Below are 21,245 nucleotides of genomic sequence, written 5' to 3' on the forward strand. Positions count from 1 at the left end.
TGCAATCACATCGGTTACAAATAAAGCGACTCTAATTACAACAATTGAATCCATGAGATTCAGATTACACCTACAAAACTAATGACGTGTTATTCACTTCAAACATGAACGTTTGAAAACAAGTACGAGGAAGTACCCATGAGTGAAACTCTACTAGCTTTATTGGCCTTTTCGCCAATAGTTGTTGCAGCGATTCTGCTGGTTGGCCTGAACTGGCCTGCAAAAAAAGCGATGCCCGTGGCATTTGCATTAACCGTTGCTATCGCCCTATTCGCATGGGATATGTCTAGCACTCGCGTGCTGGCTTCAGTATTCCAAGGCTTCGGCATTACCGTGTCGGTTCTCTGGATTGTGTTTGGCGCCATCTTCTTATTAAACACTTTGAAACACACCGGAGCTATCACCACCATCCGCAACGGATTTACTGACATATCAGCAGACCGTCGTGTACAAGCGATCATCATTGCTTGGTGTTTTGGTTCATTCATTGAAGGTGCGTCTGGCTTCGGCACACCCGCTGCAATCGCCGCTCCGTTATTGGTTGCAATTGGCTTCCCAGCGTTAGCTGCGGTACTGATGGGCATGATGATTCAATCTACGCCGGTATCGTTTGGCGCGGTTGGTACACCTATCATCGTTGGCGTAAACAAAGGTTTGGATACGCACAACATCGGTGAAAGCCTGATTGCCAATGGTTCAACATGGGATGCTTACCTACAACAGATCACATCAAGTGTTGCAATCATCCACGCCTGCGTTGGTGTGATGATTCCTGTATTGATGGCGATGATGCTGACTCGCTTCTTCGGTAAGAACAAAAGCTGGACTGAAGGTCTTGATATCCTGCCATTCGCACTGTTCGCAGGTGCCGCTTTCACCATTCCTTACGCACTAACAGGTGTTTTCCTCGGTGCTGAGTTCCCATCACTGATTGGTGGTTTGGTTGGCCTTGCTATTGTTGTAACAGCAGCAAAACGTGGCTTCCTAGTCCCTAAATCAAAATGGGATTTTGAGAGCGAAGACAAGTGGCCAGCAGAATGGCTAGGTTCTTTGAAGATCGACCTTGATGACAACAACCAAAGCCATAAAAAAATGAGCATGGCGATGGCGTGGGCACCTTACGTGCTGCTCGCTGTCACTCTAGTTGCTAGCCGTGTGAGCCCTGAGTTCAAAGGCCTGCTTAAGAGCGTTAGCCTTTCTTTCAGCAACATCCTTGGCGAGACAGGCGTAAGCACAGCGATTCAACCTCTGTATCTACCTGGCGGTATCTTGGTCTTCGTCGCACTGGTTGCTGTTCTAATGCAATCACGCAGCGCAACACCACTGGCTAAAGCCTTCGGTGAATCGAGCAAGACTCTGATTGGCGCAGGCTTTGTGTTGGTGTTCACCATCCCAATGGTTCGTATCTTCATTAACTCTGGCGTGAACGGCGCTGATTTAGCAAGTATGCCAGTAACCACTGCCAACTTTGCAGCTGACCTAGTCGGCGGCGCATTCCCAGCGTTAAGTGCCACGGTTGGTGCCTTAGGTGCCTTCATTGCAGGTTCGAACACCGTTTCAAACATGATGTTCAGCCAGTTCCAATTCGAAGTAGCACAAACTCTGTCTATCTCTAGTGCTGTGGTTGTTGCTCTGCAAGCCGTTGGTGCTGCAGCAGGTAATATGATTGCGATTCACAACGTGGTAGCCGCATCGGCGACCGTAGGCTTGTTAGGACGCGAAGGCGCAACACTACGTAAGACAATCATCCCAACGTTCTACTACTTGGTGATGACAGGAATCATCGGCCTAGTGGTTATCTACGGCTTCAAAATGACAGACGCACTTATGTAAACCTTAAGTCGTTACAAAAGCACTTGGCGTTAATACTCAATTCCCCGACTGCAACACCGTCTAATAAGACAGTTGATGAGTTTCGGAATGGATACTAGAACACATCAACACCCTCGGGTATTAACGCCATTTTATTGCTTAACTGTTTCACTGTTTATTTGCTTCACCGATTAATTGCCTAACTAGTTAATCGCTTCACTGTTAAGAAAGAACAAACACTTACTTTTTCAAGAATTAAAGCAGCCCAAGCCAAGCTCTCATAGAAGGGCAACATCCCAAGAATTTAGGACTGAAATTATGATCATATCCGCATCGACTGATTACCGCGCCGCAGCAAAAGCGAAATTACCACCGTTTCTTTTCCACTACATTGACGGCGGTTCTTACGGAGAACATACCCTACGCCGCAACACGGCCGATCTTGCAGAGATCGCGCTCAAGCAGCGTGTCCTCAATGACATGTCAGACCTGAATTTGGAAACTGAACTGTTTGGCGAAAAACTGGCGATGCCGATTGCCTTAGCACCCGTTGGTCTAACAGGCATGTACGCACGACGTGGCGAAGTACAAGCGGCAAAAGCCGCAGACAATAAAGGCATCCCTTTTACGATGTCGACAGTGTCGGTATGCCCGATTGAAGAAGTCGCACCTAAGATTGAACGCCCAATGTGGTTCCAACTTTACGTGCTAAAAGATCGTGGCTTCATGAAGAACGTATTGGAACGGGCCAAAGCGGCAGGCGTAACTACTCTGGTTTTCACAGTAGATATGCCTGTACCTGGCGCTCGCTATCGTGACATGCACTCAGGAATGAGTGGTCCAAATGCAGCAATTCGTCGTGTATTTCAATCTATGCGTCATCCTAGTTGGGCTGTTGATGTTGGCCTACTAGGCAAGCCACACGATCTTGGCAATATCTCTACTTACCGCGGTTCTCCAACCAAACTGGAAGACTACATCGGTTGGTTGGGTGACAACTTCGACCCGTCGATTTCATGGAAAGACCTAGAGTGGATCCGTGATTTCTGGGACGGTCCGATGGTCATCAAAGGCATTCTTGATGAAGAAGATGCAAAAGACGCCGTGAGATTTGGCGCAGACGGTATCGTAGTTTCAAACCACGGTGGTCGTCAGCTTGATGGTGTTCTATCAAGTGCTAAAGCACTTCCTGCGATTGCAGACGCGGTAAAAGGCGATACCAAGATTCTGGTCGACTCTGGTATTCGTACTGGCTTAGATGTGGTTCGTATGATGGCGATGGGCGCAGACTGCACCTTGCTTGGTCGCTCTTTCGTCTACGCGTTAGCAGCGCAAGGACAAGCAGGTGTTGAGAACCTACTCGACCTTTACGACAAAGAGATGCGCGTGGCGATGACTCTAACTGGCGCCAAGACAATCAAAGACTTAACTCGTGAATCTTTGGTAGGGCTAGATTAAGCGGCCACGATTCTGATTTAGGTTCAGATTCAGGTTCAGATTCAGGTTCAGGTTCAGAGTAATGCTTTAGTCTACTTAGACTGAAGTTCAATCGGTGTCACAGCAATTACACTGCCGTTGTGACACCGTTTAAGCACTGGAAAATAATATAAAAACAAATCAGTGCCAAATAAGAAGCACAAGGAAGCAAAGATGGAGACAACCACATCCCATGAGCGAGTAATAGACGGACAAGCTTATCAGCAGCTTGAAGCGATACTCGCTCAAAAAATAGAAACAGAACGCATTGTTACTCAAGAGGCAAAGCGATTGGCCTACGGCACCGATGCGAGTTTTTATCGCTTGGTGCCGAAAATGGTTCTAAGGCTTAAAAACTTAGACGAAGTGATATTCACCATTCAAAGCTGTCGCGAACTCGGCATTCATTTTACCTTTCGCGCTGCGGGCACCAGCCTTTCAGGACAAGCCGTTTCAGACTCGGTACTCATCACACTGACCGATGACTGGCGTGGCCACGAAATCGTAGATAACGGCAATCAGATCATCCTTCAACCGGGTGTGATTGGCGCTGATGCCAACAAATATCTTGCCCCTTTCCAACGTAAAATCGGCCCAGACCCAGCCTCCATCAATACCTGTAAAATCGGTGGTATTGCGGCGAACAACGCCAGTGGCATGTGTTGTGGTACTGCGCAAAACTCGTATCGCACCGTTGAGAGCATGAAAATCGTATTGAGTGATGGCTCCCTGCTTGATACGGCTGACAACGCAAGTGTTGAGGCATTCAAGCAATCGCACAAAGAACTGTTTGAAGGCATTGTTGAATTACATCAACAGACAGCGTCAAACCAAGAACTTGCAGACAGAATCCGCCACAAATACCGCCTCAAAAACACCACTGGCTACGCTCTGAATGCTTTGGTTGATTACCACGATCCAATTGAGATCATCAAACACTTGATGATTGGCTCAGAAGGCACACTAGGCTTCATCGCTGAGATTACCTACAACACGGTTATCGAACACCCGAACAAAGCCTCCGCTCTGTTGGTGTTTTCCGACATCGAACAAGCCAGTAAAGCCGTGACTACGCTATCAAAAACACCCGTTGCTGCCGTCGAATTGATGGATGGCAGAGCGCTGCGTTCAGTGGCGGATAAAGCGGGTATGCCTGCGTTTATGCCGAGCTTAGATTTAGAAGCGGCAGCGATTTTGGTTGAATCACACGCCAGCTCCCAGATGGACTTAGATTTACAATGTAAATCAATTTTGGACGCATTGACTGAATACACGATTGTTGAATCGGTGCCTTTCACTTCCGATCCAAAGACAGTCGCAACCCTATGGGGCATCCGAAAAGGCATGTTCCCTGCAGTTGGCGCAGTGCGTGAAGTCGGTACGACAGTTATCATTGAAGACGTGGCTTTCCCTGTCGAAAACCTTGCTAATGGTATTCGAGAGCTGCAAGAGCTGTTCGATAAATACGACTACAGCGAAGCGATTATTTTTGGTCACGCCCTCGAAGGCAACCTGCACTTTGTGTTTACTCAAGGTTTTGACAGCCAAACAGAAATCGATCGCTACGGCGGTTTCATGGATGACGTTGCCGAACTGGTTGCGGTGAAATACCAAGGTTCTCTGAAAGCAGAGCATGGTACTGGTCGCAACATGGCGCCTTATGTGGAGTTGGAATGGGGCAAAGATGGCTACGCCTTGATGCAACAAATCAAAGCCTTGTTTGATCCAGAAAGACTGCTCAACCCCGGCGTTATTATTAACGACAATCCAAATTCACACATCACAAATTTGAAGCCAATGCCTGCTGCCGATGACCTTGTCGACCGCTGTATTGAGTGTGGCTTCTGTGAGCCTGTTTGTCCGTCTCGTACGCTGACTCTATCACCACGCCAACGCATTGTTCTGTACCGAGAACTACAACGCCGCCGTGCTGCAGGTGAGGAAATAGAAGCAAGCGAACTAGAGAAAACCTTTGAATACCAAGGCATTGATACCTGCGCGGCGACAGGCCTGTGTGCCGAGCGTTGCCCAGTGGGAATCAACACCGGTGATTTGATTAAGAAGCTTCGTATTGCCAAGTACGAGAAATTTACGCCAATCGCTAAGTGGACAGCGGATCATTTCTCGACCACCACTAAACTAACTAAGGCTGGCCTCAAAACCAACCAAGTGGCGAGTAAAGTATTAGGCGCAAATACAGTCGGCAAGCTAACCAACGGCCTGCGCTCAATGACTAAAGGTGCGACGCCCGTTTGGATGCCGGAGATGCCGCAATCCAACAGTCACTCGCTAGTCTCATCACCAGCGACGGCAGAAAACTCAAGCAATCATAAGAAGGTGGTTTACCTGCCTTCGTGTGCGAGTCGAACTATGGGACAACAAAGCGATGCGGGCGATCAACGTCCTCTAACTGAAGTGACCATGTCTTTGCTTAACAAAGCCGGATTTGAGGTTATTCTTCCGAAGAAGCTAGACGACCAATGTTGTGGCATGCCTTACGACAGCAAAGGGATGACCGATTTAGCCCAATCTAAAGCACAACAACTCGAAGAAGTGTTGTGGCAAGCGAGTTGTCAGGGTGAATACCCAGTCTTAATGGATACCAGCCCATGTGCTAAACGCAGTATTGAACAGTTCACCAAACCGTTAGAGGTATTAGAGCCGACAGGATTTGTGAATCAATACCTGCTTGAGCACCTGACACTTGAGCCGCTGCAAGAAACCGTGATGCTGCATGTGACGTGTAGCTCTCGCCGAATGGGTTTGGAAGGCGCAATGTTAAACCTTGCTAAAGCCTGTACCGAAGAGGTGATTGTTCCTGAGCATATTCAATGTTGTGGCTGGGCGGGTGACAAAGGTTTTACCACTCCAGAGCTGAATGAAGCGGCGGTACACCCACTCAAAGAACAAGTGCCGAGCAACTGTACTCGTGGATTCAGCAACAGCCGAACCTGTGAGATCGGTTTGTCACATCACAGTGGCATTCCGTATCAGTCAATCTTGTACTTGGTGGACGAGGTTGCTCAGTAGCTTCACTCTTAGTACAGAACAATTTGCTCTAACTTAAAACGAAAATGGCAGCCTAATCAGGCTGCCATTCCTTTATTCGATTTAAAACGTATTACCGAGCTAGATATTGCTGAGCTAACGGCTACTGACCTAGGCGCATCAACTCTTCTGGTAAGTAATGTTCTGCTTCTGCGCCTTTGGCGATCAAGTCGATCACTTTGAATTCATTCATGTCACCAAACTCTTTGGTTAAGTAATCACGAAACGCTTTCTCATTCGGCCACTTACCTCGCACGATATAGCCCTCTTCTTTGTCAAAATCTTCTGTTTCAAAGAATGAAAAATCGGTCATACCAATATTGTGGCAATACAAAACAAGATACATGTTGAATCCTTAACGCTTAACTAGGGTCGGTTTAGCTTTTGAGCCGCTCAAAAAGCTTCTCTACAAAGCAGGGCTCAAGGTTACAACATTAATGCTAAATCGAATACCCAATCGAATCGTCAATTTAGAAACCTCAGCAACCGACTCTTTTGGTTAATCATCAAACATCATGTTAATTGCAGAACCTAACAGAATCAGACCAACAATTGGCCCCATGACAGCGATTGGCGCGCGTTCAATGTAGGGCAAGTTCTCAGCAATCATCAAACCCCATTCAGGTGCAGGAGGCTTAGCTCCCAAGCCGATGAAGCTAAGTGAGGTCAGGCTCAATGTAATCACTGGCAGCCTCAACAACGCGTGTCTTAGCAATGGCGGCATCACATAAGGAATCAGATAGAAGCGGAAGATCCTAAGCTTGCTGGTGCCCCACAATGGCGCGAGATGCGTATAAGGCTGAGCCTTTGCTTCCACGATTAAACTTGAGCAATGCGCTGCTAATGGCGCCCAAGATACCAATACAATCGCGATTAATGCACTGTTAGGATTCATCCCCGTTAAGCCCGCAACCAACAGACCTGCAATGATGTAAGGAATGCCCTTAGTGATCTCGATAAGGCCTTGGCTAAAGCGGGTATTGAAGCCCATGATGATGCCCGTCACCAAGCTCAAAAACGTTGCCAAGATACCCGCTTGGAAGGTCGAGACCATACCCGAGCCGATTCTCGCCAGTAAGTCTCGGCCAATGCCATCCCCACCCAAAGGCGCTTGCCAACTAGGGGCCGCTAAGCGAGCAAACTGACTGGTGTATGGGTCACGAAATGCCGCCCAAACCACAATAGCAATTAGGAATGAGAATATTGAAAAGGCAACAGCACGCTTGGTGCGGCTTTGCGTAAAGCGAAACGAAGAGTGGCTACTAATGAGCTTACCGCTTTTCAGGCTGTGACCCAGAATCAACTGCTGAACAAACAAGCTCATGCTGCTCACGGCAATTGAAAACAGCAGCAATACCAACAGGCCGCCTTGCAGCATTGGTAAATCTTGCGCCTTAGCTGCGCCTAGAATCATGCGCCCGATACCCGGAATCGAGAAGATAAGCTCAACCGCGACCGCACCACCCGTTAAGCCAATAACGATCATCGCGATTTGTGGGATCAGGCTGCTCAATGCTCTTTTCAGAGCAAAGCGAATAATTTGATTGGAGTGAACGTTGGCACTGAGCCAAGTGATCACCCAAGGTTCATTGAGAACGCGTTGTAAACTGTCTCTGAGTAGACGACTAAATAGGCCACTGGCGGGCAATGCGAGCGCTAAACTCGGTAGCCAGATGTCTTGCCAACCTTGCCAACCATACGGCGGCAGCCAACCTAACCAGATAGAGAACACCAGTATTAATACCGAGGCCACCACGTACTCTGGCAAGGATATTAATACGGTGCTTAAACTGCTGTAACTCTGCCCCAGTTTGCCCTTCTTCCAGCTACGCAAGGTGGCAAGCAAGCCTGCACCGCACAGTACGAAAGTCATCACAAGTGCACTCGACATCAGAAACAGAGACGTCGACGCTGTCTTTTGAATGCCTAGTGCAACCGAAGAACCATCAATCCATGATTTCCCTAAGTCACCCGAAAAGGCACTTCCTATCCAGTCGATCAGGCGTTCGCTTGCCGAACGGTCAAGCTGAAGATCAGCTCTCACCGCAGCTAAAGCTTCAGGCGTAAGCAAATGTTGTTGCCCCGCCCTAGCTCGCAAAATAGATTGGCTTGGGTCGATGCCTGCAATGTCAGGCATCAAGCCAACAAGAATCACCACCACAATCAGTGAGGCGATTCTTGATAACCAAGGCGTCAAGAGAAATAAGGTTCGACGCAGAGTCTCAGCAGATAGCATCTATTTAGTTAGCCTGTTTCACTTGTTTGATCTGTGTAGTTTGGTCAACTAAACGGCGCTCACTTGGGTCACGAACCACATTGCTTACACGTTCACTTTCACCTTGAATCACGCGTTCGTGAAGCAGTGGAATCGCAGCAAAGTCATTCAAGATTTTTTGCTCAGCTTCAATGATCGCTTGCTGGCGCTGTGCACCTAGCGGTTGTAGGTCAGCGTGAGCCAGTGCTTTATCTACCTCTTGAGAGCAGAACTGACCAAGGTTGAATGAACCCTTACAGCCAAAGTCACTCAACATGTAAGCCACCGGATCACCCGAATCTAGAACCGTTGCGCGAGAAAGGATGAACGCATCGAACTTGCCTGATAGCGCGTCGTTTTCTATCTGAGCGTATTCACGGATATCTAACTCAACCTTGAAACCTGCCGCTTCAAGTTGCTGTTTAAGCAGCGCTGCCACTTCTGGAAGCTCAGCGCGGTCGGTAAAGGTACCGATAACGATACTTTCGCCGTTCGCTTTTAGAGTCTTGTCGATTGCCTGACCTTCAGGTCGAATCGGTTCAGCCCAAGCAAGTGCAGGGCCTAATAAACCTTGTGCGATATCCGCGTGGTTTTCATAAACAGTGCTAACGATCTGTTCTCTGTCTACCGCACCTGCTGCAACCTTACGTAAGTTGATATCGCTGAACACGCCTGACTTGTTGTTCAGGTAAAGCGTATTAGTACGAGGCATCGCTACTTCGTAAAGCAGATCAGGATCAATGGTCGCGATTTGTGAAACGGGTACCGCTTCTACGATGTCTGCCGTACCGGTTCTTAGAGCCGCAGCGCGCGCAAAACCGTTCGGAACGTATTCTGCAATCACAGATTCAACCTGTGCTTTTTGACCCCAGTAGCCATCAAAACGTTTCAGTTTCGCGCTTGTTGTACCGTTAATTTCAGTCAATTCAAATGGACCAGTGCCCGCGCCCGTTGGGATCACACGGCCATCTTCTTGGTACGCACTTGCTGCAAGAATCGCTAATTGAGGGCTTGATAAACGACTTGGTAGAAGAGGGTCATCAAAGCTGGTTTTGATCTCTACGCGGTAGTTGTCCATCGCTTTAACTTCTAGGTCTACACCATCTAGAATGCGCGGCTTCGGTGCTGCTTCAAGCGCTTTTTGTAGAGAGTTCACTACAGAGTTTGCCGTTAACGTCGAACCATCGTGGAATTTAACGCCTTTGCGAACCGTAAATTGCCAAGTTAATGGATCAACCTGTTTCCAGTCCGTTGCCAGCATCGGCTGTGCTACCGAAGTAGGACTCAAGTTAACCAATGTTTCAGCCGTGCTCCAACGAGATAACTTAAAAGCGTCATCAGAAAGTGGTGACAAGCCGGTTCTTGGCGGTTGCATCATCGCAACACGGATTTCAGATTTGACGGCGGCATCGCTCGACTCTGGTTGAGAGTCAAAACAGCCCGTCAAAGGCAGAGCCAACGCAAGCGCGCAAGCCAGTTTGATTGAATTAAAACGCATAGTTATTTTTCTCTGTAAGCTGTATTTCGTAATAAATAAGGTTGTGTTAACAAGTAGATTTCGACAGTGGCTGAGATTCGATCAGCAACTGAGTCGCGGGATGAGCAGGTGTACCCATCACTTGTTCGGTAGGTCCAAACTCCACCATTTCGCCATGGTCAAGAACCAGAACTTCTTCACAAAGCGCTTTTGCTGCGCCTAGGTCGTGTGTCACCAAAATAAGGCGCATATCGCGCTTCTTTTTCAATGAATTCAATAAGTCCAATAACCTTTGACGATTCACCGGATCAAGGCTGCTGGTTGGCTCATCGGCGACTAAAACTGCGGGTCTAACGACAAGAGCCCGAGCAATGGCCACACGTTGAGCTTGGCCTGTAGAAAGCTGATTAGATTTCAGTGATAACAAAGTGGCTGGCAAGCCAACGTCCGATAGACTCTCTTCAATGATGCTTTCATGATTACCAGAAACATCTAGATTGCTTAGCGGCTCGGCTAAGATCTGTCGAACGGTATAGTAAGGATTGAGGCTGGTGTGGGGTTCTTGAGGCACCAATTGAATCAAGCGACACACCGCGGCTTGTACTTTGCTATTACGAATTGGCAGCGAATGACCAAACAAGCTGATCCGCCCCATCGTCGGCTCTTTAAGGCCAAACAGCAGTTCAATCAGCGTAGATTTACCGGCACCAGAACGCCCAACAATGGCTAAACTTTTGTCTTCAACATTGAGGTCGATGTTTTGCAGCGCTTTGAACGCCTTGCCACCCAACCAACTTGGGATTGAGTAATAGTGAACACCGACATTCTCAAACTTAATCTCGATCGGAGTTTGTGTTTCTAAATCAATCACTGGCATTAACGGCGAGACTTCTGAATTTAATGATAAGGTCGAGCTCATGCGATTAGGTCTCTCAATGAACAGCAGAAAGCGTGAGAGCTTGATTCAAGCGCGTGTTTTGGTGCGCCATAAGCCACCACTCCGCCATCATCGATCACCAACAACTTGTCACACGCGAGCGCGCTGTGCAGATCATGAGTAATCAACAAGCCACCGATTTGTCGCAGCTTAACATTGTCGCGAATAAGCTTAAGTATCTCTTGCTCTGTCACCGGATCTAACGCACTGGTTGGCTCATCGGCAATAATGAGGTCGGCGTTACTCAACAAGCCAATAGCAATACACACTCGTTGGCGTTGCCCTCCCGAGATTTGGCTCAGGTATAACGGCAAGATAGTTTCAGGATTAGGGAAACCAAGTTGTACTAGCAATTCGATGAGTTTGATTTTGTCTTGTGATTTGGACTTAGTGCGAGTCCCCGTCAATGCCAAACTAAGTTGACCTTCGATTGAAACCAGAGGGTTTAAAGCTTGAAGGGCATCTTGGAAGATAACCGAAGGTCGTTGTGCTGCGGTTCTTTGCAGCATAGGCAAACCACATACCGCTTCACCAGAAAGAGAAATATGACCTTCAACCTCGACCGTTTCTGGCAGAAAACCCGCAATCGCACGTGAAAGCATCGACTTACCAATGCCAGATGGACCCATGATCGCCAACAGCTCACCTCGATACACATCGAAGTGGATATCTTGGAAAAGTGTTCTCGAAGAGGTTTTGATCGTTAATCGGTCAACAGACAAAAGTGGGGCGTTCACGCAGGCACTCATAAGTAGATGTTATAACATAACAACTCTATCATTAAGCCTGTATGATGAAAAGCGGACATTGAGCCGGATCGCAAAAAATTTGCCTGTGAAACCATCTATGGTCACAATCCGTTAGAAACAAAAAAGCGCCTAACTACAAGAAACAGTCAGGCGCTTTCGTAATGACTCTATATGACCTCAGCTTTGTGGTCGCTGTTATTACTTATGTCATTGGAAGGCATTTCCGCTTAACTTGAGCGATGAACGGATACAAGAATGCAATACGCCCAAGATAGAACAAAGTAAACGCCAACCATAGACCATGATTGCCCCACAAATCGACCGAAAACGCCTGTACAGCCAAGAATACCGCCAAGGTAGCGATGCTAGAGTCTCGAACCGGACGTGTGGTTCCTGTTCCAGTAAAGATGCCGTAAACCGTTAAACCAAAGCCAGCCACCAGCGGGAACACAATCAACCACGGAGCCATATCTTGGTATAGCGCAACAAGCGTTGGGATATCGGTAAACAAGAAAACAATGTTGTCTTTAAATACCAAGGTCAATAACGTTAACGCAGCAATAAAACCGGCTGTCCATTGGAAATTGAGCCTTAACACACAGTCCAACATTGAAGGATTCTTCTGTCCTACCGCTTTGCCCGCGAACACACTCGATGCGTTAGCAATGCCATCAAACATGTAACTGACGATAAAGGTCACCTGCATCAGAATCGCGTTAGCAGCCAGAACATCGGTACCCAACTTTGAGCCTGTGCGCGCCATCATGTTAAAAAATACTAAGATACAGATCGTGCGTAACAGTAGGTCAGTATTTGATGAGATGATTGTCGAAAGGTCTTTCTTGGTCATCTTCGAACCTTGCAGGAACTCAGAGATCGAGATGTTGCTGGTCTTCATCACTAGCGTCATACCAATCGCAAAAGTAGTGATTTGTGCAATCAAGCTTGCGTATGCCACACCGGCGACACCCAAATCGAAATAGAGTACGAACACCGCATCCAAAACAATATTCAACACGTTACCAAACACTTGTGTGTATAAGACTTCTTTAGCTTTCGCTTGCCCCATCAACCAACCGATAATGGTGTAGTTGAGCAGCACAAAAGGCGCGCCATAAATCAAAATACTGAAGTAGATGCGCGCGTGCTCAGCCACGTTCGCTTCAGGCTCTATCACCCACATCGCACCTTGCCAGATGAGCGGTTGTATCAAAATGAAGATCAAACCCACCAAACCAGATAGCACAAATGGACGCATCAAGCTGCCCGCTAACTCAGAGCGATTGCCCTTACCCAAGGCCATCGCACTTTGCCCCGTGGTACTAACACGGAAAAAGCCAAACAACCAATACATGGTGTTCATAATGATGGTGCCAATCGCCACACCACCGATCAGTTCAGCAATGCCAAGCTGTCCTATCACGGCGGTATCTACGGCACCAAGCAGAGGCTGAGTCACCGTTGAGATGATGAAAGGGAAAGCGATTTTTAGATAATCTTTGTGGGTAGTGGTCATATTCTAACGATTGATATTAAGAACTATTTGCAATTAGAAGGGGATGCTATCGTTTAATCCGTACGTTGTCATCATCTACTGGGGTAAATTATCAACAAAGCGCTTTTCTGTTAATTCACCTACATAGAAATGCCTGTTGCTATTGGCACTGCTAATTCGTCTCAACAAAAGAGCAAATCTTAATTCAAGAAAACACCACAACCATCGATTAAGTGAATTTGCGCTAGCGAGCCAAACAGTTAGCTTTAGGTCGGTTAGTAGAAACTCACCGGAAGATAAAAATCGAGTTCAAACACTTCATCACTGTTGAGAAAATGATTCTGATGATAATGCACATACGCAGGAGTAGAGCGCTGTTTAAAGCCAGACGTAGGTAGCCACTTTTCTAACACCATACTGATCTGTGGCAGCAGTTCACCATAGCGGCCATTCAGTCGGAATACAGCATGTAAACCACCCGGAATCACCATCTGGTTCACGACACTGCGATACTTAATCGGCTCATCAATCGCGATACACGCCACATAGCGGCACTGGTCCATTTCAACCCAAGCAGGGTTTGAGTGATGCAAACCAAATTGGCTCGAAAAGTCGCGCTGTTCTGAGTTGGCCCACGCTTTCAATATCAACCATGCGTTGCGAATGGAACGGTTATAACCCGTATGTCGAACATAAGCAGCCATACGCTCCGGTGTTTCAACGATCTTAGGTTCGGGTAACACTCGTTGCGCCACGTTCAAATAACCCGCCGCTACTTCGGGATCTTTCAAATAGGGTTTTTCTGCTATCTGTAAATCGTGTTTACGCCATTCTCCCGGCGACATGTTAAAGGTCGCTTTGAATGCTCGGCTGAAAGATGACACCGAACTAAAGCCACATTTACTGGCAATCTCTACCACTGACGACGTGGTATCGAACATCAATTGATTGGCTCCATACTCCATTCGAGTGCGTCGAATGTACTGATGTAACGACTCCCCAACCACGCTTTTAAAGGTGCGATGAAAATGTTGCTCTGAATACGCAGCGATCTCAGAAAGCGCTTTTGCCGACAAAGGCTGACTGATGTCTTGGTGAATATGGAACAAAACATCATTGATTCGGGATATGTGTTGTCGTGACATCGTTCAAATAGCATAAATGGACATGTTTAAGAGCATAAACGGACATGCCAGTTTTTACAATTGCCGTGTAATATCAAGCGATAGAATAAAAACGATAAACGACGAGACACAACACATGGAAATCGCACAGTCATTACAACAGATTCAATCTTCATACATTCGAGAGATCCTCGCAGCCGCAAGCGATCCAAATGTCATCTCATTGGCCGGTGGTTTACCGGACGAGAAAACATTCCCTATCGATTTAATGAAGCCAACGCTAGAAAACCTAGCGAACATGCCTGAAGTTTTCCAATACGGCTCGACTGCGGGTTACGGCCCGTTGCTTGATCACCTTACGCAAAGCTACCAATTGCCAGAGACTCACACAGCAATGATCTGTACCGGTTCTCAGCAAGGTTTGGATTTAATTGCACGAGCATATGTTGATCCGAATGATGTGGTTGTGATGGAAGCGCCAAGCTACTTGGGTGCGATGCAAGTGTTTGGCTTAGTTCAAGCAAACATTGTGACTGTGTCTCAAACAGAATTTGGCCCAAACCTAGATGAACTAGAGACGTGCTTTGCAGAGCAATCACCGAAAATGTTCTACGCCGTGCCTGATTTTCACAACCCAACGGGTGTATGTTGGGTAACAGAAACTCGTCAAAAAGTGGCTGAGCTTTGTATCAAATACAACGTGGCATTCATTGAAGATGCGCCATACCGCGAGCTGCGCTTTACAGGCACTGAACTGCCAATGGTTTCTTCGTTCTGCCCTGACAACTCTATCGTTCTTCGTTCATTCTCTAAAATTGCATCGCCTGGTTTACGTATTGGCGCGGTAACCGGTAAACGCAGCTACCTTGAGCCACTGATCAAAGTGAAGCAAGGTGCAGATTTACACTCAAGTGTACCTATGCAAGCGCTGCTTGTTGGTCTTCTAAAGCATGAAGATTTCAATCTGCACATGGAAAACATTCGCACCCTGTACAAGTCTCGTTATGAAGTGTTGTTTTCAGAACTAGAGAAACAGCTGCCTGCTGACTGCGTATTAAAATCCGTTGATGGCGGAATGTTCATTTGGGTTGAAATCCCAGAGTGCGACACCTTTGAACTGGCTAAAACCCTACTCTCTAATGGTGTGGCGGTTGTACCAAGCCCAGTATTCTATCCAAAGGCTGATGAAGCTAAAGCTGCACTGCGCTTAAACTTCACCAACGCCAACCCAGAAGAATTGACGGAAGCGGTAAAACGCTTAGCGGAAGTACTTAACCAAGCGTAATCGCCGATTAAGTAAAACGGACTAGATACCAAGGCCCTGCTGTATTTTTACAACAGGGCCTTTTTAGTTTGGGAATACGTGTTGTAATTCGAACCAGATAAAACGGTTTCATTGCATTTCTTAGTCCATAAACCATACAAATTGAAATGATAAATAGCCCTACTTTTGGTTGGTTTTTGTCCTTCCTTGGCTTGGTTATACTGCGGCGGATTTTAATAAGCCAATATGGGCAAACATGAGTGAATTAAACTCAGTCTGTATCATAAAAGGCAACGCTCTGGATTTACGTTCCAGCTCGCAGAAAGGAAAAACCATGTCTCAATATGTTGTATGTGCTCTGTATAAATTCGTAGCACTTGATGATTACCAAGAAATTCGCCAGCCACTCACTGACGTGTTAGAAGCTAACCAAATCCGCGGTACTTTGCTACTTGCAAGCGAAGGTATCAACGGTACTGTTGCAGGTAAGCGCGAATCTATCGACGCCCTTCTTCAATGGTTCAAACAAGATTCTCGTTTGGCTGATGTTGTTTACAAAGAGTCGTTCAACGAAGAACAACCATTCAACCGCACCAAGGTTAAGCTTAAGAAAGAGATCGTAACCATGGGCGTTGAGGGTATCGACCCACGCCACGTTGTCGGTACTTACGTGAAACCAAACGAGTGGAACGCTCTGATTTCTGATCCTGATGTAATTCTGGTTGATACTCGTAACGACTACGAAGTTGACATCGGCACCTTCAAAAATGCTGTAAACCCAAACACAGAAACCTTCCGTGAATTCCCTCAGTACGTTGAAGAAAATCTTGATCCTAAGAAGCACAAGAAAGTCGCGATGTTCTGTACCGGCGGTATTCGTTGCGAAAAATCAACAGCCTACATGAAAGAGCAAGGCTTTGATGAGGTTTACCACCTTGAAGGCGGCATTCTTAAGTACCTAGAAGAAGTACCAGAAGAAGAGAGCATGTGGGAAGGCGACTGCTACGTATTTGATGGTCGTGTTGCAGTTAACCACCAGCTAGAGAAGAGCGGCTACGATGTGTGTAACGCATGTCGTTTGCCAATCACAGACGAAGACAAAGCGTCTGAGCACTTTGAGAAAGGCGTAAGCTGCCCCAAGTGTATTGATAAGCACAGCGACGAGCAGAAAGCGCGTTTCCGTGAACGTGAAAAGCAAGTTCAGCTGTCGAATGCTCGTGGCGAAACCCACGTAGGCGGCGATGCTGCTCACCTTATCGATCAACGTAAGAAAGAGAAGCTTGCACACAAAGAGCAGCAACGTTCTGGTAAGAAAGCGAAGTAGTTTTTAAGTTTACTAAAATAACAAAGGGCATCAGCGAATCCATAATGGAACGCCAATGCCCTTTTTTGATCCTGTTCTCGCTTTGTGTTTTGAGCCACATTTCTTTCGATAAATTGCTTCTATACTGTTAATAATTCGACTAGAGAGGAAGTGCCAATGCTCAATGAAAACCATGCCTTTATCTTAGATTTCCCAGATCTTAAATTAGACATTGTTCAGCTCAACCACGACGACGAAAAATTCAAAGCAGACATGCAGAAATACCACCAACTCGACTACGACATCCGTCAGCTAGAAATTTCTGGCAGCCCTATCGATGACGACAGCATGCACAACCTCAAAGTAGAACGCATGGAGCTAAAAGACTCGCTACACAAACAGCTCACGCGCCATCACGCGCTTAAGATCGTATAACAACTCATTATGCTAGTGTGGCTGACTTGGCCACACTACTCACCTTCTCATCGGTTTCTTTTATAATGAAACTACCGGTTACCCTGCTTGCTTATCCGCTGAGAAATCCAAGTAAGTACTGAATCGAAGCCCATCATCTTGAGTTTCAAAACTCCAATCCATTCGCTCACAAATTCGTTGCACAATCACTAGGCCACAACCATAGCCAGCATTGTAAGTCTCATTGCCATCATGACGGTTAGTGATCACTAATTGAGAACCTGTCACCACAATTCCAACATCGCCAACACTGTAGCTAAACGCATTTTTGATTAAGTTATTTAATACAATAGTAATAAAGCTCTCTGGCGCATACACAGTGACAGTCCCTTTTACGTCTAGGTTATAACTCGCATCCTGCTTGGCAAACAAAGGCGCCATTTCAAGCAGCTGATTCCGAACTTCGACTTCCAGGTCATAGTGACCGAAATGGTGCTCATCGATACTCTCTTTACCAAGCAGCAAAAACATTTCAGTCAGCACTCGCATCTGTTCACTCGCTTCTTGCAGGCGATTAATCGCTTTTAACGCAACAGGAGGTTGATTGGGTACCTTAGTTAGCAGATCAGCCGACCCTTTTATCACCATTATCGGGGTTCTAAGTTCATGAGAGGCAAATCGATTGAACTCCTCTTCCCGCTGAAAAAATCCTGAAATGTGATTCTTTGAATCTAAAAGCGTTTGCTCAATGTGTCGTGTTTCAGAGTAAGACGTCTCGACTTCAAAACTTGGCTGCTCAGGGTGCATTTGCCCAATTTTCTTTTCTATCTGATTGAGTGGCTTCGACAGCGATCGCACAACATAGATTCCATACAAAACCATAAAAATGGACGTTAAACCGCCAAGTATGAGGGTGTAATTGTGGAGACTCCATTCATACTCGTCGAGGTAGTCGTCGGCGTCATCTTGAAACAAGATATACATTAACCCTTCGCCTGATGGGTGCTCAAAGACATAAAAGTGTTTATCTTCCGTACCTAGCAAGTGTTCATAGAAACCGGGCTCTTTGTAGCGAGCTAACCAAATGGGCAATTCACTTTCACTCCAATAGGTTGAAAACTCATTTTCATTCGGCAACAACGCATCTTCGCCAAGCAACTGATATTCAGACGTATAACGATTAGCTTCGGTGTCTAGCCAGTGGTGCAGGCTGATCACTTCCATCTGGTTTTCAGCGATATAAATAACTGTCCAGAAAAGGCCAAACATGACCAAAGTCATCAAACCAAAGCTGCGACGGATTTTTCGGTAGATGCTCGGGTAATCGCCGTGGCTTAAACCGTTATGCTTTGAGTCGGTAACCTTGTCCATGAATAGTCTCTAATCGTGAATGTTCAAACCCTTTATCGAGCGCGTTACGCAGGCCATAGATATGACTTCGAAGTGCATCACTGCTTGGCGATTCATCACCCCAAACGGAATCAATAACTTCAGTTCTTGAAACAATTGATGGCGCATGACGCATAAGGACTTTTAGTATTTTTAACTGGATTCGACTCAACTTAATAAGCCTCCCTTCTCGATAAACCTCGTCGGTCTGCGAGTTGAGAGTAATATCAGCAAAACTCAGCTTTCCGATATCTTGGCGTGGTCCTCGGCTTGCCAATGCGTTGAGCCTTAAACTGAGCTCTTGCATGGCGAAAGGCTTAACCAAGTAATCATCTCCGCCCGCTTGAAAAGCCGCAATTTTGTCGTCCAACCTATCTTTAGCGGTTAAAAATAGAATTGGCGTAGGGCACTGCACCTCTTCTCTTAACTTTCTAACTGCGGAGATGCCGTCTAATTTAGGCATCATGATATCCATGATAATCACGTCATAATAATTATCAGATGCTAACTTCAACGCCGCTTCACCATGATAAGCACAATCGATCACCATCCCTTCTAACTCTAGGTAATCGGCAATGGTTTCTGCAACATTGTGGCTGTCATCAACGATCAAAACTTTCATCGATTTATTTCACCTTTCTTCACGAGTGCTTCACGTTTGAGTTTATAAGATACACCCTCAATAAACTAAATAAAGAGTATATAGATGAAAAAGTTAGCGCTGATTTCGGTTGTCGGTTTAATTCTAACTGGCTGTGGCGGTAGTGACAGTAATAGCAATGGAAGCAACGATAACAACACGCAAGCTCCATCAGCAGTTCAAGGTACTATTGACTCTGTTTCTGGCAACACCATTGTTGTAAATGGCTATAGCTATCAAGTAGACAGTGCGAACTATGCAGGCGAAGACGTGGCAATTGCAGACCTAGAAAAAAACATGATGGTCTCTATTTCATCTATTGCTCGTAGCGCTTCAACTCACACTGGCGGGACTCAAGTTGGTCTTGAGCCGACCATCGTTGGTCTTATTTCAGACACCAACCACAATAATGGCACATTTAAAGTCAATGGCATCGAATTGACCTTTACAGATCTGTCACGTGAAATTGAAAATGGTGATTGGGTGATGGTTTCTTCTTTACCGACAGCGAATGCAGGTTACAAAGTATTGTCTGTAGTGAAATTCGAGCACTCTAACTTAACAGCGTCGGTTGAAGTTGAAGGTTTGATTAGTGAGTTAGACAGCAACGCGAAAACATTCAAACTTGGCGCAAACTTAAGCGTTGATTATTCAAATGCCCACATCGATAACGATGGGAGCAACAATGGATTATCTAATGGCCTATGGGTTGAAGTGACAGGCTCAATGGCAGACTCTGTACTAACGGCCAATGAAGTGGAAGTCGAAGACTTTAACGAAGTAAGCAATGACACGGAAATAGAAGGCATTATTACTTGGGTGGCCAATGACAAATTATCATTTGATTTAAGCTACAAAGGTCGCTTTCTTGTCAATGACAATACTCGTTACGAAGATGGTAACCAATTAAGTTTGACCGTAGGTACAGAAGTCGAAGTAACAACGAAACAAGCTAACGGCGAAAATGTCGCTACCGAAATCGAATTTGAACACGACGATGATTCACAAGATTGGAATGATAATGACGTTGATTTTGAGGGTGAAGTTCAGAGTACAGATGATGAAACATTGAGCTTTACCATTAAGACAACCTCAGGCAATGAAACCGTCTACGTTAACCAAAACACTCGTTATGAAGATGGCCTAAGTTTCGATACTTTACATGGTCAACGTATTGAGGCTGAAGCTTACAAGGTTAATAACCAGTACATCGCAAGCGAAATCGAAGCAGAAGACAACGACTAACGCATTGAATATCCTTGCTATTAAGTTAAAAAGCCATGCACTACACATGGCTTTTTGATTTAAAGACAATTGAACTTCTAAGCTGATTCGGCTTCTTCAATTATGTTACTGCTTGCTTATTCAAAAGCTTTTAACAAGGAAGCTGAGTGACAATAAAAGAAGAAAATATACAATTCCAGCTCGTTTCAAATTCTGAATTCGAAGAACTGTTTACGTGTGTTAAACAAGGTCTTTTCATACACGTAGATAACGTTTTCGGCTGGGATGACGACTTCCAACGCAAACGACTTTTAAACGAATACCATCCCTCTTGGTTTCATTGGGTATACCGAGGAAAAGAGAGGATTGGACTTGTGTGTTTTAAGCCTTATGACAACGCCTACCATATTCATCTGCTAATCATTCTCCCTCAATACCAGGATCAGTCTCTTGGTAAAAAAGTCATGTCACTCATCCACGAAAAAGCCCATCAAGAACAACGAAACCAAGTCACTCTATCGAGCTTTAGAAGTAACACTCGCGCCATTAGTTTTTATCAGGCGCTTGGCTACCAAATTGTTGATGACAGCGATGAGAATTTTGTAGGGATGACTCTCACCCTAACTAACCATTTATAAA

At 46.0% G+C, this 21,245-nt stretch carries 17 protein-coding genes; 8 read left to right on the top strand and 9 right to left on the bottom strand.

What is annotated here, in order from left to right; genetic code table 11:
- Window positions 1-138: 138 nt before the first annotated feature.
- The 3 genes from OW495_RS08130 (at window position 139) to OW495_RS08140 (ending at window position 6,318) form a co-directional block, all read left to right on the top strand.
- Window positions 139-1,833: an L-lactate permease gene (locus OW495_RS08130; protein ID WP_102257664.1), complete on the top strand. Its 1,695-nt coding sequence runs from the start codon at window positions 139-141 to the stop codon at window positions 1,831-1,833.
- Between the two features lie 297 nt (window positions 1,834-2,130).
- Window positions 2,131-3,270 (top strand): FMN-dependent L-lactate dehydrogenase LldD, encoded by a 1,140-nt coding sequence (gene lldD, locus OW495_RS08135; RefSeq protein WP_010432610.1) that lies wholly within the window; start codon window positions 2,131-2,133, stop codon window positions 3,268-3,270.
- Window positions 3,271-3,462: 192 nt separating this feature from the next.
- Window positions 3,463-6,318, top strand: coding sequence for an FAD-binding and (Fe-S)-binding domain-containing protein (locus tag OW495_RS08140; protein ID WP_102513790.1), 2,856 nt, complete (start codon window positions 3,463-3,465; stop codon window positions 6,316-6,318).
- Between the two features lie 121 nt (window positions 6,319-6,439).
- Here the strand turns inward: OW495_RS08140 and OW495_RS08145 are convergent, their stop codons facing one another.
- From OW495_RS08145 to OW495_RS08175, 7 genes are all read right to left on the bottom strand, one after another.
- Entirely contained in the window at window positions 6,440-6,682 is a 243-nt protein-coding gene (locus OW495_RS08145; RefSeq protein WP_102513789.1) for a hypothetical protein, read from the bottom strand.
- Between the two features lie 153 nt (window positions 6,683-6,835).
- Window positions 6,836-8,572: an ABC transporter permease subunit gene (locus OW495_RS08150; protein ID WP_102513788.1), complete on the bottom strand. Its 1,737-nt coding sequence runs from the start codon at window positions 8,570-8,572 to the stop codon at window positions 6,836-6,838.
- Between the two features lie 4 nt (window positions 8,573-8,576).
- Window positions 8,577-10,088 (bottom strand): ABC transporter substrate-binding protein, encoded by a 1,512-nt coding sequence (locus OW495_RS08155; protein WP_102513787.1) that lies wholly within the window; start codon window positions 10,086-10,088, stop codon window positions 8,577-8,579.
- Window positions 10,089-10,134: 46 nt separating this feature from the next.
- The gene (locus OW495_RS08160) at window positions 10,135-10,986 is read right to left on the bottom strand and encodes an ATP-binding cassette domain-containing protein (protein ID WP_102312259.1); all 852 of its coding nucleotides are present in this window, start codon (window positions 10,984-10,986) and stop codon (window positions 10,135-10,137) included.
- Window positions 10,983-11,741 (bottom strand): ATP-binding cassette domain-containing protein, encoded by a 759-nt coding sequence (locus OW495_RS08165; RefSeq protein ID WP_102513786.1) that lies wholly within the window; start codon window positions 11,739-11,741, stop codon window positions 10,983-10,985. The genes OW495_RS08160 and OW495_RS08165 overlap by 4 nt, the downstream gene beginning before the upstream one ends.
- Window positions 11,742-11,955: 214 nt before the next feature.
- Window positions 11,956-13,269, bottom strand: coding sequence for an MATE family efflux transporter (locus tag OW495_RS08170; RefSeq protein ID WP_102513785.1), 1,314 nt, complete (start codon window positions 13,267-13,269; stop codon window positions 11,956-11,958).
- A gap of 254 nt (window positions 13,270-13,523) precedes the next feature.
- Window positions 13,524-14,393 (bottom strand): AraC family transcriptional regulator, encoded by an 870-nt coding sequence (locus tag OW495_RS08175; RefSeq protein WP_102513784.1) that lies wholly within the window; start codon window positions 14,391-14,393, stop codon window positions 13,524-13,526.
- A 115-nt stretch (window positions 14,394-14,508) separates the two neighbouring features.
- On the opposite strand from OW495_RS08175, the gene OW495_RS08180 reads away from it, so the two are divergent.
- From OW495_RS08180 to OW495_RS08190, 3 genes are all read left to right on the top strand, one after another.
- The gene (locus tag OW495_RS08180) at window positions 14,509-15,657 is read left to right on the top strand and encodes a PLP-dependent aminotransferase family protein (protein ID WP_102513783.1); all 1,149 of its coding nucleotides are present in this window, start codon (window positions 14,509-14,511) and stop codon (window positions 15,655-15,657) included.
- A 313-nt stretch (window positions 15,658-15,970) separates the two neighbouring features.
- Window positions 15,971-16,960: a rhodanese-related sulfurtransferase gene (locus tag OW495_RS08185; RefSeq protein WP_102344468.1), complete on the top strand. Its 990-nt coding sequence runs from the start codon at window positions 15,971-15,973 to the stop codon at window positions 16,958-16,960.
- Between the two features lie 156 nt (window positions 16,961-17,116).
- Window positions 17,117-17,374, top strand: coding sequence for a YdcH family protein (locus OW495_RS08190; RefSeq protein ID WP_009846137.1), 258 nt, complete (start codon window positions 17,117-17,119; stop codon window positions 17,372-17,374).
- Window positions 17,375-17,452: 78 nt separating this feature from the next.
- On the opposite strand, the gene OW495_RS08195 is transcribed toward OW495_RS08190, so the two are convergent.
- On the bottom strand, window positions 17,453-18,724 hold the full coding sequence (locus tag OW495_RS08195) for a HAMP domain-containing sensor histidine kinase (RefSeq protein ID WP_102513782.1): 1,272 nt from the start codon (window positions 18,722-18,724) through the stop codon (window positions 17,453-17,455).
- A complete protein-coding gene (locus tag OW495_RS08200) occupies window positions 18,696-19,364 on the bottom strand; it encodes a response regulator transcription factor (RefSeq protein WP_050651245.1) in 669 nt (222 codons plus the stop codon). Before OW495_RS08200 ends, OW495_RS08195 begins: the two co-directional genes overlap by 29 nt.
- An 84-nt stretch (window positions 19,365-19,448) precedes the next feature.
- Here OW495_RS08200 and OW495_RS08205 point away from each other — a divergent pair, with 84 nt between their 5' ends.
- Window positions 19,449-20,627 (top strand): DUF5666 domain-containing protein, encoded by a 1,179-nt coding sequence (locus OW495_RS08205; RefSeq protein WP_102513781.1) that lies wholly within the window; start codon window positions 19,449-19,451, stop codon window positions 20,625-20,627.
- A gap of 167 nt (window positions 20,628-20,794) precedes the next feature.
- On the top strand, window positions 20,795-21,244 hold the full coding sequence (locus OW495_RS08210; protein WP_102513801.1) for a GNAT family N-acetyltransferase: 450 nt from the start codon (window positions 20,795-20,797) through the stop codon (window positions 21,242-21,244).
- The last annotated feature ends 1 nt before the right edge of the window (window position 21,245 follow it).

This window comes from Vibrio sp. 14N.309.X.WAT.E.F5 (assembly GCF_030397615.1).
Classification (GTDB): Bacteria; Pseudomonadota; Gammaproteobacteria; order Enterobacterales; family Vibrionaceae; genus Vibrio; species Vibrio lentus.